The organism is Streptomyces sp. PH10-H1 (assembly GCF_030063355.1).
In the GTDB taxonomy this organism is placed as follows: Bacteria; Actinomycetota; Actinomycetes; order Streptomycetales; family Streptomycetaceae; genus Actinacidiphila.
The window spans coordinates 37,058-50,362 of sequence record NZ_JASISZ010000050.1 but is presented as its reverse complement, the minus strand read 5'-3'; the positions used below and the strand labels follow the sequence as shown (position 1 = coordinate 50,362).

Below are 13,305 nucleotides of genomic sequence, written 5' to 3'. Positions count from 1 at the left end.
CGGCGCCTCCGGGCCGGCCGTGATGCGCGACGTCTCCGCCGTGATGCGCGACGTCCGCGCGTGATCAACTGAGGCCGCGCGCCCGCGCAGGGACGTGTCACATTCTCCGAGGCTGTTCTGTCTCCCCTTCGAAAGCCCGTAACCAAGGAGGCAGCAACCATGGCCCGCATCTCCCTCACCCCTCCCCGTACCCTTCTCTACCGCCTCGGCGAGTGGTACTCCAAGCGCACCTACGGCGAGGTTCTCGACCCCGGCAAGGCGTACGCGCACAACACCCGGGTGCTGCTGGCCACCACCCGTTTCGAGCTGCGGCTCGCCAAGTGGAACAAGCTCGACCCGGGGCTCAAGGCCCTCGCCGTGATGGCCTCGGCCGCGACCATCGGCTGCTCCTGGTGCATGGACTTCGGTTACTGGGAGAGCCATGAGCGCGGCATCACCCCCGAGAAGCTGCGCAACATCCCCGACTGGCGTGCGGCGAAGGGCGTGTACACCGACCTGGAGCGCCTGGTGATGGAGTACGCCGAGGCGATGACGCAGACCGTGCCGACGGTCACCGACGAGATGGCGCGGTGTCTGATCGGGGACCTCGGTGAGGCGGCGTTCGTGGAACTCACCACGATGATCGCGGTGGAGAACCTTCGCTCCCGGGTGAACAGCGCGTTCGGCCTGGTCGGGCAGGGGTTCAAGGACCGGTGCGAGATCCCGGCGCGTGGAGTAACTTCCACGGCGTGACCGATGAAACCCCCGCACTGGCCCTCTCGCTGTTCCAGGAGCACCGCTCCGTGCTGTTCGGCATCGCCTATCGGATGCTGGGCAGCGCGGCGGACGCCGAGGACATCCTGCAGGACGCCTGGCTCGCCTGGAGCAGGGTGGACACTGCCGGGATCACCGAGCCCCGCGCCTATCTGGCCCGTACGGTCACCAATCTCTCGCTCAACCGGCTGGGCTCGGCCGCGGTGCAGCGGGAGTCATATGTCGGGCCATGGCTGCCGGAGCCGCTGGTGACCGCGCCGGACGCGAGCGGCGGGGTCGAGCAGGCAGAGGCGATCTCGCTGGCGATGCTGGTGGTGCTGGAGTCGCTGTCGCCGCTGGAGCGGGCGGTGTTCATCCTCAAGGAGGTCTTCGGCTTCCCGTATGCCGAGATCGCCGGAATGGTCGACCGCACCGAAGCGTCCGTACGGCAGGTCGGCAGCCGGGCGCGCTCGCACGTCCTGGCCCGCCGCCCGCGCTATGAAGCCCCGCCGGAGGTGCGCCGCAAGGTCACGGACGAGTTCCTGGCGGCGTGCGTCGGGGGCGACCTCAACCGGATGATGGAGATGCTCGCACCGGACGTGACCGTGTGGTCGGACGGCGGCGGCAAGGTCCGCGCGGCGCTGCGGCCGATCTTCGGCGCGGACAAGGCAGTGCGCTGGATCCTCGGCATCCTCGCCACGCCGGTGCCCGACATGGCCGTCCACCATGTGGACGTGAACGGCCAGCCGGGCCTGCTGGTCACCTCCGCCGGGGTCGCGGACAACGTGATCGTGCTGGAGCTGAACGAGACCGGCATCGTGGGGGTCCGCGTGGTCCGCAACCCCGACAAACTCCGTCTGGTGACCCCGCCGAGTCAGGCGTTCCTCCAGTAGGTCATCGGATGCGGGGGTTTCCGCCGATGACCTGTTCCTCCTTCGGGTCGTACTCCCAGGACCAACTCATCCGGCCACGGCCGCACGTGCTTCGTCCGTCAGGGCGACGATCGCGTCCATGGCTGCACGCCAGGCGGGATCATCTCTGGGGAGCGTCTGAGCCGCACGCTCGGCGTCGCGCCGTCGTTCGGAGAGGTCCGGACGCCGCTCGATCTCGACCTCGCCGGACCAGATCAGCAGCCACATCCGAATGGGGCCGGGGACGTCATGCTGGGCAGCCATGGAGAACGCTTCGTTCTTCTGCGTCTCCATCTCCTCCAGCCGGTGTGGTGCGATGCGGGCGATTGCTACCCGCAGAGCGTCCGGGGTTTGCTCGGGCCTGGTGATCAACTCCCCGCCGGGGTGTTCGGGCGCTGCGTGGATCGGCGTGGGATCGCTCACGGGCCTCATGCTCCCAACGACGGTCCGGGGCCGGGGTACGGCACGCGTACCCCGGGCCTTTGTGGTGGCGCTGTTCAGAGGGTCCAGAATGTGCTCGGGTCGTCGATCCAGGTGTGGTGCTCCCCGCTGGCGGTGACGGTGAGGCCGAGCCGTTCGTAGCCCGGTTTACCCTTCTCTTCCCACCAGCGGTATGCGGCTTCGACCTCGTCCCACAGGCGGCGCGGGCCGGACTGCCGGACGTCGAACTCCGCCGCTCCGGGAACGGAGTCCACCGTTGCCCAGGAGGTCACGGCGGTGTCGAACAGCCACCACGTCCAGCCGTCGCCCTCTTTCGCGCGTCGGGTGAACACGTCCGGTACGCAGGAGCCGACCAGGAGCTGTGCCAGCCAGTTCTCGCCGATCTCCTCGGGGTCCAGGGACGTCATGGACTGCTCGGCGTCGCCGGGCCAGTCCCCGGGGAGATAAGCGTCCGTGCCGGGCGCGGTGAACCGCTGCTGTCGAAGGCGCATGAACGCCGCATCGCGCGTGACGTTTCCTCGGGCGTTGCCGTCTTCGTTCACCGTCAGGCGGACGACAGCGCCCCCACCGAACAGCGTCGTCACGGGGGCGACGATCTCACCCCCGGCGCGGGACTGCTCGACCCACGCCCGGGGGATCCGCCGGACCGAACAGGTAGCGAGGATCCGGTCGTAGGGAGCGCGATCCCAGTTCCCTTGCGCCCCATCGCCCTTGACCACCGTGGGGTGCAGCCCGGCCCCGTGCAGCGCGGTGCGTGCCGCTCCGGCCACTGCCGCGTCGACCTCGACCGTGACCACGTTGGCGTCGCCGAGCCGGTGCGCGAGCAACCCCGCGTTGTAGTCGTACGGCTCCATGCCGAGGCTGTTGGAGAGAATGCCGACCTTGATGCCTGCGGCTCGGGCAGCCCGCGCGGCAGCGATGACGGACGCCTCCGGATGGAGATCGACCAGGACCCGGCCAAGCAGGTCCGTGCCGTCGATACCGAGCAGCGCACCAGTACGTTCGTTCCACTCGGTCTGGGTGACCGCTCCGCGCTCCAGGTCCGCATAGAGCGCCGCACCTTCCGGGTTGACGGCGATGGCCCGGAGAAACGTCCCAGGCGGTAGCCCTTCCCGGCGATCGAATCCCGCAGCGCAGCCGGGGACACTGGTGGTCAGCACTCCGCCGAAATCGAGGATGAGACCGGTGCGGCGGGTCATGCCCGGCCCCCGGAGGCGACGAGTGCGCGGGTGTCGATGAGGTGCTCGGTGAGGCTGCGGGTCGCCGGGGTGTTTTTCATCCGCAGGGTCCGCTGAAGCTCTGAGACCCGGCGCAGAGTCTCGCCGTGCTGGACCTTCTCCACGAGGTTGAGCGCGTCGTGTGCGTGCCCGCACGCCTCATCACCCCGTCGACATCCATGTCCTGGCCCGGTGGATCCGGTCCGAAGTGGAGGCGTGGGAGCGCCTCGGCGACTTTGTCAAAGGTCATGCGCGGCACTGGCCGGACCGCCTCAATCTCATACGAGCCGTCCAGGCATGCGATCCAGCCCTGGCGGAGCAGGCCGAGTTTCCCCCTGGGATGCTTCAGCTGTGCGATGAGACGAGGGACAAGAAGCCGGACCGCAGCTTCGATGAGCTCCTCGAGATGTTGAAGGACGACCTGGTCCCGGACGACGGCTCTCTGCTCAACCGAAGCCGCACCTGGTCCGACACGCTGGACGATGCCGACGCAGCCGGCGTGACATCAATGGATCGGTACTACATGCGAAGCCTGTGCTCGCACTACGCCGCGGCGTGGCTGAGACTCCGCACTCAACTGAGGTCTCCCGACGGTGAGAAGTCGCTCCACTCGGCACTCCATCACATCCCCGAGCCTTATCCCCAGGCCTCGCATGATGCGTCCTCCATTCCGATCAGGGGTCAGCAGCAACTAACCTGCGGGGCTGGTCGCATGATTGGCTGGCGCCGACGGATTCCGTACGTACGCACGAGGGGCTGGGCCATGTTCGAGTACAAGGTTGTTTCGTTCCGTGAATCGCTGATCGGTGACGCGCTGGACGGCGACAAGCTGGAGAAGACGCTCAACAAGCAGGCCGGCGACGGCTGGGCGCTGAAGTCGATCACCGCTGCTGACGTCAAGGGCCGCATAGGCCCCGGCGCGGTCGAGGGTCTGCTCCTCACCTTCGAGCGCCCGCGCCAGGCCTGAGCCCAGGGCCACCCGCCCAGGGAGAAAGCCTCACGACAAGCCGCGGGGCAGCCGAATAGGCTCGCGGGTATGACGTCAGCCGGTCGCCGTGCCCGTACCTATGACCCCGCCAGGACGCGTGCCGCGCTCATCGCGCAGGTGAGCGCGGTGCGTTCGGCGGTGCATGCGCTCACGCCCGAGCAGCTCGCGCTGCCCGCCGGGCTGCCCGGCTGGGACGTGACGCTGCTGGTCGCGCACATCGTGCGGCAGATCGACGCGGTGCCGATGCTGCTCGGCGAGCCCGTACCGGACCCGGCGCCGCCGGTCACCGATCTGTCGACGTGGGCGGTGTCGACGGCCGCGCTCGCGGACCGGCTCGACGCGACGACCCGCGAGACCGCGGCCGGCATCCAGGATCCGGCGGCGGCGATCGATGCCGCCGCCGCGCGGCTGGAACCGGTCCTGGACGAGGCGGTACGGGCGGACCGGATCGTTCCGCACATCTTCGGCGCGATGCGGGCCCTGGATCTGACCGTCACCCGGCTCGTGGAGCTGGTCGTCCACGGCGACGACCTGGCGCGCGCCACCGGCGTCGAGGTCGCCCACGACCGGCAGGCCGTGGCCGCCGTCACCCGGCTGCTGGCCGACGCCCTGGCCGTCAAGGCGCCCGGCAACTCCGTGGAGGTCCGGATCCCGCCGTATGCGGCTGTCCAGTGTGTGGCGGGCCCCCGGCACACCCGCGGCACGCCGGCGAACGTCGTCGAGACCGATCCGATCACCTGGATCCGGCTCGCCACCGGGCGCACGGACTGGAAGTCCGCCCTCGAAGCGGCCGACGTCTCGGCGAGCGGCGAGCGCGCCGATCTCGCCCCCTACCTCCCCGTACTCGGCTGAGCCGGTGGTCTCCAAGCTCACCCGCTGACCGCGCGCAGCCGCTCCGGCTGGGGCGGACTAGAGGATTCCGCTATCGAGAATCAGGCGTCGGGCCATGCCCCGCTCACCTCGTCCGTGACCACCTCGCGCGCCGCACGTACATCGGCGGCGATCCCGTTGTCCGGGCGATACGCGTGCAATACGTTCAGGGCCGAGCCATTCCCGGCCGGGGCGGGCCCTTGGCAGACAGTTTCTCCCAGGGGCGCTTCTTGGCTTCCTCGCGCTTGCCCACCACGAAGCGCAGAGCCTCGTTGACCGTGTCTTCGAGGGTTGCCGTGCCCAGCGCTTCCATGGCCTTGGCGAGTGTGGCGTCATCGACGTCGACGAGTCGCTTGGTCATGGCGGCAACCTCCCGGGTGGATATCTCGGCCTGGCTGACGAAGTCCGTGCCAGAGCGTAGCGTCCTGCTCACCCCGAGTCCGCACGCAGCGTGATCCTCGCCTCACCTGCGCGAAGAGGCCGGTGGTCACGGGGTTCCGGCTCGCTCCCCGGTTCGGCCGAACCGGGGAACTGCCTTAGACTCGGTGATGTGCCTCGTGGTGATGGACGACTCAACCACGACCTGCTCCCCGGCGAGAAGGGCCCCCAGGACGCTTGCGGCGTCTTTGGTGTCTGGGCCCCCGGCGAAGAGGTCTCCAAGCTCACCTATTTCGGTCTGTACGCCCTGCAGCACCGCGGACAGGAGTCTGCGGGCATCGCTGTGAGCAATGGCTCCCAGATCCTGGTCTTCAAGGACATGGGGCTCGTTTCCCAGGTCTTCGACGAGACCTCTCTCGCTTCGCTGACCGGCCATATCGCCGTCGGTCATGCCCGCTACTCGACCACCGGTGCCTCGGTGTGGGAGAACGCCCAGCCCACGTTCCGTGCCACCGCCAACGGGTCGATCGCGCTCGGTCACAACGGCAACCTGGTCAACACGGCGGAGCTCGCCGAGCTGGTCGCCGACCTGCCGCAGGGCAACGGCCGGGCCACTCGGGTGGCCGCGACCAATGACACCGATCTGGTGACCGCGCTGCTGGCCGGACAGGTGGACGAGGACGGCAAGCCGCTCTCCGTCGAGCTCGCCGCCTCCAAGGTGCTGCCGTTGGTCAAGGGTGCTTTCAGCCTTGTCTTCATGGATGAGCACACCCTCTACGCGGCGCGTGACCCGCAGGGCATCCGTCCGCTCGTGCTGGGCCGACTGGAGCGCGGCTGGGTCGTCGCCTCGGAGACCGCCGCCCTCGACATCTGCGGTGCCGTCTTCGTCCGGGAGATCGAGCCGGGCGAGCTGATCGCGATCGACGAGAACGGGATGCGGGCCTCCCGCTTCGCGGAGGCCAAGCCCAAGGGCTGCATTTTCGAATACGTGTACCTGGCCCGACCGGACACCGACATCGCCGGCCGGAACGTGTATCTGTCCCGGGTGGAGATGGGCCGCAAGCTCGCGGCCGAGGCCCCGGTCGAAGCTGATCTGGTGATACCGACTCCGGAGTCCGGCACGCCGGCCGCCGTCGGCTACGCCGAGGCGAGCGGTATCCCTTACGGCACCGGCCTGGTCAAGAACTCCTACGTCGGCCGGACGTTCATCCAGCCGTCGCAGACCATCCGGCAGCTGGGTATCCGGCTCAAGCTCAACCCGCTCAAGGATGTCATCAAGGGCAAGCGCCTGGTGGTCGTGGACGACTCGATCGTCCGCGGCAACACCCAGCGCGCGCTGGTGAAGATGCTCCGCGAGGCGGGCGCTGCCGAGATCCACATCCGGATCTCGTCCCCGCCGGTCAAGTGGCCGTGCTTCTTCGGCATCGACTTCGCGACCCGCGCCGAGCTGATCGCCAACGGCATGTCCGTCGAGGAGATCGGCAAGTCGCTGGGCGCGGACTCGCTCGCGTACATCTCGCTGGACGCGATGGTCGAGGCGACCACGATCGCCAAGCCGAACCTGTGCCGCGCCTGCTTCGACGGCGTGTACCCGATGGACCTGCCGGATCCGGAGCTGCTGGGCAAGCAGCTCCTGGAGAGCGAGCTGGCCGGTGGCACGGACGCCGCCGACGCGCTCCGCCGTCCGTAATCCGGCAATCTTGAAGCGCCACTGTTGAATCCGGCAATACGGCAATCCGGCACTCCGCATCACACCGCATCTACTCGACGACGTGAAGGTTTCCCAGCCATGCCTGAGACCACTGGCGCCAGCTACGCCTCCGCCGGCGTTGACATCGAAGCGGGCGACCGCGCCGTCGACCTGATGAAGCAGTGGGTGAAGAAGGCCACCCGTCCCGAGGTCGTCGGCGGCCTCGGCGGATTCGCCGGGCTCTTCGACGCCTCCGCTCTCAAGCGATACGAGCGGCCGTTGCTCGCCTCCGCCACGGACGGCGTCGGGACCAAGGTCGACATCGCCCGGAAGATGGGCGTGTACGACACGATCGGTCACGACCTGGTCGGCATGGTCGTGGACGACCTGGTCGTGTGCGGCGCCGAGCCGCTCTTCATGACCGACTACATCTGCGTCGGCAAGGTCTTCCCCGAGCGGGTCGCGGCGATCGTCAAGGGCATCGCCGAGGGCTGTGTGCTGGCCGGCTGTGCGCTGGTCGGCGGCGAGACCGCCGAGCACCCGGGGCTGCTCGGCCCGGACGACTTCGATGTCGCGGGTGCCGGTACCGGTGTGGTCGAGGCCGATCAGGTGCTGGGCGCGGATCGTATCCGTACGGGTGACGCGGTGATCGCGATCGAGTCGTCGGGACTTCACTCCAACGGGTACTCGCTGGTCCGGCATGTCTTCTTCGACCGGGCCGGCTGGGAGCTGGACCGCGAGGTTCCGGAGTTCGGCCGGACCCTCGGCGAGGAGCTGCTGGAGCCGACCAAGATCTACTCGCTGGACTGCCTGGCGCTCACCCGCCTCGCCCCGGTGCACGCCTTCTCGCACATCACCGGCGGCGGCCTGGCCAACAACCTGGGCCGCGTCATCCCGGACCACCTGCACGCCACGGTCGACCGTTCGACGTGGCGGCCGGACCCGGTCTTCACCACGGTCGGTGAGCTCGGCGGGGTCGAGCGGCTGGAACTGGAGAAGACGCTGAACATGGGCGTCGGCATGATCGCGGTCGTGCCGCAGGATTCGGTGGATGTGGCGCTCGCCACCTTCGCGGACCGCGGTGTTGAGGCATGGGTGAGCGGCGAGGTCGTGGAGCGCGGTGACCACGCCGAAGTCGTGACCCTGACCGGCGACTACGCGAAGTAGACAGCGGGTCCGCGCGCCGGGGCGTCGCGGGCCATGACGAAACCCGGTCCGGGGCGGGCCCCGGACCGGGTCTGTAGAAGTGCAGCGTCAAGAGTGACGACGTTGCGGAGAGGGCTCGGAGTCCTCGTCCTCGTCGTCATCGTTGTAACGACTCGCGTACTGAGCGTACGGGTCGTCGTCGTTCTCGTCGTCATCGTCCACAACAGGCTCCGGCGGAAGTACCGGAAGTGGTGACGATGCGCCCAGCTCGTCGGCCAGACGTGTGAGATCTGTTCCGCCGCTGTTGTACTTCAGCTGGCGGGCGACCTTCGTCTGCTTGGCCTTGGCCCGGCCGCGCCCCATGGCTCGACCCCCTCAACGGCGGGGCTCGATGGCCCCGAGTCTTGACACGCGTTCATGAATCGGAGCGGTCTCTCAGGAGAGAGACCGGTCCGTAGAGCTTCAACGGTACCTGCTTCCGGAGCCGCACGGTACGTCGCCCGCACGACGCGCGTCGGAGCGGGAGCCGAATCGAACCCTGTCCTGGCTGGTCAGCCGTGATTTTAACCGGTTCTAGCGCGAACTTGCTATCGCGTCGTGCGTTCGGTCACTGAGCGAACCTGGAAGCGGTTACCGAGCCGGTCCGCTCGGTGACCGCTGCCGGCACCGACCGGGTCCGGCGGCGACCACCGAGCGGACCCGGCGGCGACCACCTAGGGACCCGGCGGCCGTCGCCCGCCCCGGGGCAGGTGACCGCCCGCCGGACAGCAGGTGAGCGGCGGGCGACCGGCCGGCAAGTGGCTGGAATCAGCCTGTCCCGGGGATCACGCCGCCTCCGGGATCAGCCGGCCTCGGGGCGCAGCCAGTCGGCGGCCGGGGTGCGGTCGGCGATGCGCTGCTCGGCGAGGCGGTCGGCGGCGGCGGCCGGCGGGATGCCGTCGGTCCTGGCGCGGTCGAAAATGGCGGCGGTGGTGTCGAAAATCTTCGTCGCCTTGGCCTTGGCCCGGTCGAAGTCGAAGCCGTGCAGCTCATCCGCGACCTGGATCACGCCACCGGCGTTCACCACGTAGTCGGGCGCGTAGAGGATTCCGCGATCGGCGAGGTCCTTCTCGACGCCCGGGTGGGCGAGCTGGTTGTTGGCCGCGCCGCACACGATGGTGGCGGTGAGGGCCGGCACGGTCTCGTCGTTCAGCGCGCCGCCCAGCGCGCAGGGCGCGTAGACGTCGAGCGGGGTGCGGATCAGGACGTCAGCGTCGGTGACGGCGGTGATCTGCGGGTGACGGGCGCGGATCCGGTCGACGGCGTCGGCGCGAACGTCGGTGATCACGACCTCGGCGCCGTCCTCGATCAGGTGCTCCACGAGGTGGTGGCCGACCTTGCCGACGCCGGCGATGCCGACCCGGCGGCCGCGCAGCGTGGGCTCGCCCCACTGGGTGCGCGCGGCGGCGCGCATGCCCTGGAAGACGCCGAAGGCGGTCAGCACCGAGGAGTCGCCGGCGCCGCCGTTCTCGGGGGAGCGGCCGGTCGTCCAGCGGTTCTCGCGGGCCACGACGTCCATGTCGGCGACGTAGGTGCCGACATCGCAGGCGGTGACGTAACGGCCGCCGAGTGAGGCCACGAAGCGACCGTAGGCGAGCAGGAGTTCTTCGGTCTTGATCGCGTCCGGATCACCGATGATCACGGCCTTGCCGCCGCCGTGGTCGAGCCCGGCGAGAGCGTTCTTGTACGACATGCCGCGGGAGAGGTTGAGGGCGTCGAGGGCGGCCTCGTCGTCGGTCGCGTAGTCGTAGAAGCGGGTACCGCCCAGGGCGGGGCCCAGCGCGGTGGAGTGGAGCGCGATGACGGCCCTGAGGCCGCTGGCACGGTCCTGGCAGAAGACGACTTGCTCGTGCCCGCCCTGTTCCGACCGGAACAGTTTGGAGACGACGCTGGAAGTCTGAAGAACGTCGGTCACGGTGGTGACTCCTGCAGTCCAGAGGTTGCCCTCCATGCGGGTGGGGAGGGCCGGTTGGCGCAAGCGTATTGCCCGCCGGGGCCCGGACGTGCGCAGGGCCGGTCCAGCCGACCGCCAACCGACCGGGGACCGCGGGCGGGACATCCCGCCGGGTGGCCGAATCGCCCGCGGAACGCCCGCCAACGGGCCGCCGTACGCCCGCCGAAGGCTCGTGCAACGCCTGCGGATCCCGCGCGCCCTCCACTGCGCAACGCCCGCGGATGTCCGGCGGATCACGAACGGCCCTTTCGCCGCCCGGCACGGCCCCTCGCTGCGTTACCGAAACACCCGAATACAACCGGTATGCGGGTGCTCCGGCGCCTTGCGAGGCACCGCACCAGACGACGCCTGGACCGCCCATGATCCGCCGGACAGGCCCCAGTGCTGTGGATCACCCCCGCGGCGGGCCGGGGCGTGGGACGATTCGGGGGCGAGGCGGTCACGAGGGAGCGGGTGTGGGCTTGTCATCGGTGCGGGTCCCGTACGCGGCGTATCTGCGGGTCTACGAGCCGCTGGCGGCGTTCCCCGAGCCCGAACGCACCCACTGGTACCGCTACGCGGCCGCGGGTGCGACGCGGACCGCACAGGACGAACTGCGGCAGTCGCTCGCGGATCTGCTGCCGGTACCGCCGGTCGCGGTCCCGGTGCACGAGAGCCGCGACGCTTTCGTGGCCGTCGTCAACGGCGTGACGCACATCTGCCCCTGGCGTACCCGGCTGCGCGGCTGGCTTGCGCTGGACGCCCTCACCGAGCAGCTTCCGGAGACGGTGCTGGACGCCGTGCTGCCCGCCGTGGTCCGCGCCCAGACGGCGGCGGACTACGAGGCGTGGCGGGAGCGCAACCCGGACGCGCGGCCGTGGATCCGCTCCGCGACCTGGCACGTTCCGGTGCGCTGGTTCGCGCTCTTCGGCGATGACGAGCGCGAGTACGAGCCGGCCGGCCTCGGCGAGGCCAAGGAGCCGCTGATGCGGTACCGGACGCCCATGGTGCAGGCCAGGCGCCGGGTGGCGCGCTCGCTGCGGGTGCTCAAGGACGCGCTGGAGGACGGCCCGCTGATCGACGGGCTGATCGACGTGGGCCGGTGGCTGGAGGAGTTCCACCCGCGCTCCCTGGTCGAGCTGGACTACGGCGGCCTGGTGCACGCCATCCCCGAGGCCGATCTCGCGGAGGACCGGTCGGCCGCCGATGTGGCCGAGGGACTGGCGGCGCTCAAGGACGGGGCGGGGGCGGCGGCCGCCGAGGCGTACGAGCGGCTCACCGAGCGCTGGCGGACGATCCGCGAGCTGCAGTTCGCGAGCTGACGCCGGGGCGCCGTCGGGCCGGCGCCGGGGACCACTGCCGGAGCGGTGCGAGGCCGGCGTCAGGTCCGCTCCTGAGACCCCGGAACCATGGTCCCGATCCGGGCCATTGGCTCAAGCGTGACGGAGAGCACGTATCAGGACTCTTGCAGACATCCCCACCGGTCGTGCCAATATAGGACAACGAGTCCTGGAAGAGCTTGTTCCGTCCAGCAATGGGCGGATTGTCTGGTATTGCACATCTTGAGGCGGGGATGGGGCTGCTGATCATACTGTGACTGATCGTCACGTTGGCGTGACTGTCCGTTATGGCATGGTCCATCGGCTTCCGTAGAGCTTGAACCCCTGAGAGGGCAATTCCATCGGTTTGGCCGACGAGGCTGGACGGATGGTGTAGTTGTAGTGCCGAGGACAAGCCGTTCGTCCTATTACCGACTCGGCCCGCGTCCGCCATTTCGGGCAACACGGGTCAAGGTGCAGAATTTAGAGGAAGAACCGCGCTGGTTCGGTTCTCTCGAGGAGGCCGCTCATGACCGCTCGCACCCCTGATGCCGAGCCGCTGCTGACCCCCGCTGAGGTCGCCACGATGTTCCGCGTGGACCCGAAGACGGTCACGCGCTGGGCCAAGGCTGGGAAGCTCACGTCCATCCGCACGCTCGGCGGGCACCGCCGCTACCGCGAGGCGGAGGTCCGCGCACTTCTGGCGGGCATTCCGCAGCAGCGCAGCGAGGCCTGACTAGCCCTGACACGCCCTAAAGGGGCGTCTTGTGGGGCCCCCACCCCATAAGTCACCCGCTCCACGGGCTCCCTGCCCCCATCAGGGCGCCTCACGGACACAGAGATCGCATCGGACTCCGCCGGGTCCGATGCGATCTTTTTTGTGCCCCCAGGGGGCGTTGTGGGGCTTTGCGGGCTCTCGGAGGAGTTCCGGTGGGCCGGCTGCGCGCCCGTTGCGGCTCGTTGCGGGGGGTCGCGGGTGTGCCGCTGTGGGGTCTTGTGAGCATCTTGCGGTGACCTGTCGGCAGCAGCCGACGTCAACTGGCGGCGGATCGGCCGCACGTGCAATTGCACATATTAAATTGACACCCCTCAAAAAGGCACCGGGTTCCCCGAGTTCCGGAAATCTTTGGGTGACGCCCGTCACATGCACCGCTCTTGTGGCTGCTCAGACCCTTGGGGTAATGGGGTTTCCGGCTTCAGGAGCGCCAGCCGCAGCAGGCGGTGGCAGGTGACGCAGTGCCGGGTGAGGTGCCCGTTCCCCGCAGCGGCCGCCAGATGGGCGCGCAGCAGCGCCCGCGTCTCGTGCCTGGGAGTCACCGTCATACCGCAGGCGTACCGGCGCCCGTTGGGGCGCGTCAAGACCGCGCACAGCCCTGGAAACGGGGCGATCACGGGGACCCGCGAGGTCGCGCCACAACGAAAACGACCCGGATCCTCAAGGGATCCGGGTCGTATCTGATGCGGTCCTGACGGGATTTGAACCCGCGGCCTCCACCTTGACAGGGTGGCGAGCACTCCAAACTGCTCCACAGGACCAAGCTGTGCGGCGCCGAACTTCCTGCGCTGCGAGAGAGACTGTACAGCAGGTCAGGGGGTGGGGTCGAACCCGTTCGGCGGCACGGCCGCGGGGCGGCCGACGGC

General features: G+C 69.2%; 15 protein-coding genes and 1 tRNA gene. 8 read left to right on the top strand and 8 right to left on the bottom strand.

What is annotated here, in order from left to right; genetic code table 11:
- Nucleotides 1-159 precede the first annotated feature (159 nt).
- Entirely contained in the window at nucleotides 160-732 is a 573-nt protein-coding gene (locus QMK24_RS26685) for a carboxymuconolactone decarboxylase family protein (protein WP_283469328.1), read from the top strand.
- A complete protein-coding gene (locus QMK24_RS26680; RefSeq protein ID WP_283469327.1) occupies nucleotides 729-1,625 on the top strand; it encodes an RNA polymerase sigma-70 factor in 897 nt (298 codons plus the stop codon). Before QMK24_RS26685 ends, QMK24_RS26680 begins: the two co-directional genes overlap by 4 nt.
- Nucleotides 1,626-1,691: 66 nt before the next feature.
- Here the strand turns inward: QMK24_RS26680 and QMK24_RS26675 are convergent, their stop codons facing one another.
- From QMK24_RS26675 to QMK24_RS26665, 3 genes are all read right to left on the bottom strand, one after another.
- A complete protein-coding gene (locus QMK24_RS26675) occupies nucleotides 1,692-2,066 on the bottom strand; it encodes a hypothetical protein (RefSeq protein ID WP_283469326.1) in 375 nt (124 codons plus the stop codon).
- Nucleotides 2,067-2,140: 74 nt separating this feature from the next.
- Entirely contained in the window at nucleotides 2,141-3,283 is a 1,143-nt protein-coding gene (locus QMK24_RS26670; protein WP_283469325.1) for a protein-L-isoaspartate(D-aspartate) O-methyltransferase, read from the bottom strand.
- Nucleotides 3,280-3,426, bottom strand: coding sequence for a hypothetical protein (locus QMK24_RS26665; RefSeq protein ID WP_283469324.1), 147 nt, complete (start codon nucleotides 3,424-3,426; stop codon nucleotides 3,280-3,282). Before QMK24_RS26665 ends, QMK24_RS26670 begins: the two co-directional genes overlap by 4 nt.
- A gap of 17 nt (nucleotides 3,427-3,443) precedes the next feature.
- On the opposite strand from QMK24_RS26665, the gene QMK24_RS26660 reads away from it, so the two are divergent.
- Both QMK24_RS26660 and QMK24_RS26655 read left to right on the top strand, forming a co-directional pair.
- Complete coding sequence (locus QMK24_RS26660) at nucleotides 3,444-4,268, top strand: DUF4177 domain-containing protein (RefSeq protein WP_283469323.1); 825 nt, start codon at nucleotides 3,444-3,446, stop codon at nucleotides 4,266-4,268.
- 69 nt (nucleotides 4,269-4,337) lie between these two features.
- A complete protein-coding gene (locus QMK24_RS26655) occupies nucleotides 4,338-5,141 on the top strand; it encodes a maleylpyruvate isomerase family mycothiol-dependent enzyme (RefSeq protein ID WP_283469322.1) in 804 nt (267 codons plus the stop codon).
- Nucleotides 5,142-5,325: 184 nt separating this feature from the next.
- Here QMK24_RS26655 and QMK24_RS26650 read toward each other — a convergent pair whose 3' ends face one another.
- Nucleotides 5,326-5,520, bottom strand: coding sequence for a type II toxin-antitoxin system VapB family antitoxin (locus QMK24_RS26650; protein WP_283469321.1), 195 nt, complete (start codon nucleotides 5,518-5,520; stop codon nucleotides 5,326-5,328).
- Between the two features lie 189 nt (nucleotides 5,521-5,709).
- Here QMK24_RS26650 and purF point away from each other — a divergent pair, with 189 nt between their 5' ends.
- A complete protein-coding gene (purF, locus tag QMK24_RS26645) occupies nucleotides 5,710-7,227 on the top strand; it encodes an amidophosphoribosyltransferase (RefSeq protein ID WP_283469320.1) in 1,518 nt (505 codons plus the stop codon).
- A 99-nt stretch (nucleotides 7,228-7,326) separates the two neighbouring features.
- Entirely contained in the window at nucleotides 7,327-8,394 is a 1,068-nt protein-coding gene (gene purM / locus QMK24_RS26640; protein ID WP_283469319.1) for a phosphoribosylformylglycinamidine cyclo-ligase, read from the top strand.
- An 87-nt stretch (nucleotides 8,395-8,481) separates the two neighbouring features.
- Here purM and QMK24_RS26635 read toward each other — a convergent pair whose 3' ends face one another.
- Nucleotides 8,482-8,736, bottom strand: a complete 255-nt coding sequence (locus tag QMK24_RS26635; RefSeq protein WP_283469318.1) for a DUF3073 domain-containing protein — start codon at nucleotides 8,734-8,736, stop codon at nucleotides 8,482-8,484.
- A 478-nt stretch (nucleotides 8,737-9,214) separates the two neighbouring features.
- Entirely contained in the window at nucleotides 9,215-10,363 is a 1,149-nt protein-coding gene (locus QMK24_RS26630) for a Glu/Leu/Phe/Val dehydrogenase dimerization domain-containing protein (protein WP_283469317.1), read from the bottom strand.
- A gap of 458 nt (nucleotides 10,364-10,821) precedes the next feature.
- On the opposite strand from QMK24_RS26630, the gene QMK24_RS26625 reads away from it, so the two are divergent.
- Together QMK24_RS26625 and bldC are read left to right on the top strand one after the other, a co-directional pair.
- Complete coding sequence (locus QMK24_RS26625; RefSeq protein ID WP_283469316.1) at nucleotides 10,822-11,667, top strand: DUF8083 family protein; 846 nt, start codon at nucleotides 10,822-10,824, stop codon at nucleotides 11,665-11,667.
- A 526-nt stretch (nucleotides 11,668-12,193) separates the two neighbouring features.
- Nucleotides 12,194-12,400, top strand: a complete 207-nt coding sequence (gene bldC / locus QMK24_RS26620) for a developmental transcriptional regulator BldC (RefSeq protein ID WP_003949541.1) — start codon at nucleotides 12,194-12,196, stop codon at nucleotides 12,398-12,400.
- A gap of 404 nt (nucleotides 12,401-12,804) precedes the next feature.
- On the opposite strand, the gene QMK24_RS26615 is transcribed toward bldC, so the two are convergent.
- Both QMK24_RS26615 and QMK24_RS26610 read right to left on the bottom strand, forming a co-directional pair.
- Nucleotides 12,805-12,987: a DUF6274 family protein gene (locus QMK24_RS26615; RefSeq protein WP_502962646.1), complete on the bottom strand. Its 183-nt coding sequence runs from the start codon at nucleotides 12,985-12,987 to the stop codon at nucleotides 12,805-12,807.
- Nucleotides 12,988-13,125: 138 nt separating this feature from the next.
- Nucleotides 13,126-13,200, bottom strand: a tRNA-Asp gene (locus QMK24_RS26610).
- Nucleotides 13,201-13,305 lie beyond the last annotated feature (105 nt).

Bases quoted from the DNA above. Each gene is read 5' to 3' on its own strand.
- QMK24_RS26670 (WP_283469325.1), bottom strand. From the start codon at position 3,283: ATGACCCGCCGCACCGGTCTCATCCTCGATTTCGGCGGAGTGCTGACC.
- QMK24_RS26650 (WP_283469321.1), bottom strand. From the start codon at position 5,520: ATGACCAAGCGACTCGTCGACGTCGATGACGCCACACTCGCCAAGGCC.
- bldC (WP_003949541.1), top strand. From the start codon at position 12,194: ATGACCGCTCGCACCCCTGATGCCGAGCCGCTGCTGACCCCCGCTGAG.
- purM (WP_283469319.1), top strand. From the start codon at position 7,327: ATGCCTGAGACCACTGGCGCCAGCTACGCCTCCGCCGGCGTTGACATC.
- QMK24_RS26630 (WP_283469317.1), bottom strand. From the start codon at position 10,363: ATGGAGGGCAACCTCTGGACTGCAGGAGTCACCACCGTGACCGACGTT.
- QMK24_RS26635 (WP_283469318.1), bottom strand. From the start codon at position 8,736: ATGGGGCGCGGCCGGGCCAAGGCCAAGCAGACGAAGGTCGCCCGCCAG.
- QMK24_RS26655 (WP_283469322.1), top strand. From the start codon at position 4,338: ATGACGTCAGCCGGTCGCCGTGCCCGTACCTATGACCCCGCCAGGACG.
- QMK24_RS26615 (WP_502962646.1), bottom strand. From the start codon at position 12,987: ATGACGGTGACTCCCAGGCACGAGACGCGGGCGCTGCTGCGCGCCCAT.
- QMK24_RS26685 (WP_283469328.1), top strand. From the start codon at position 160: ATGGCCCGCATCTCCCTCACCCCTCCCCGTACCCTTCTCTACCGCCTC.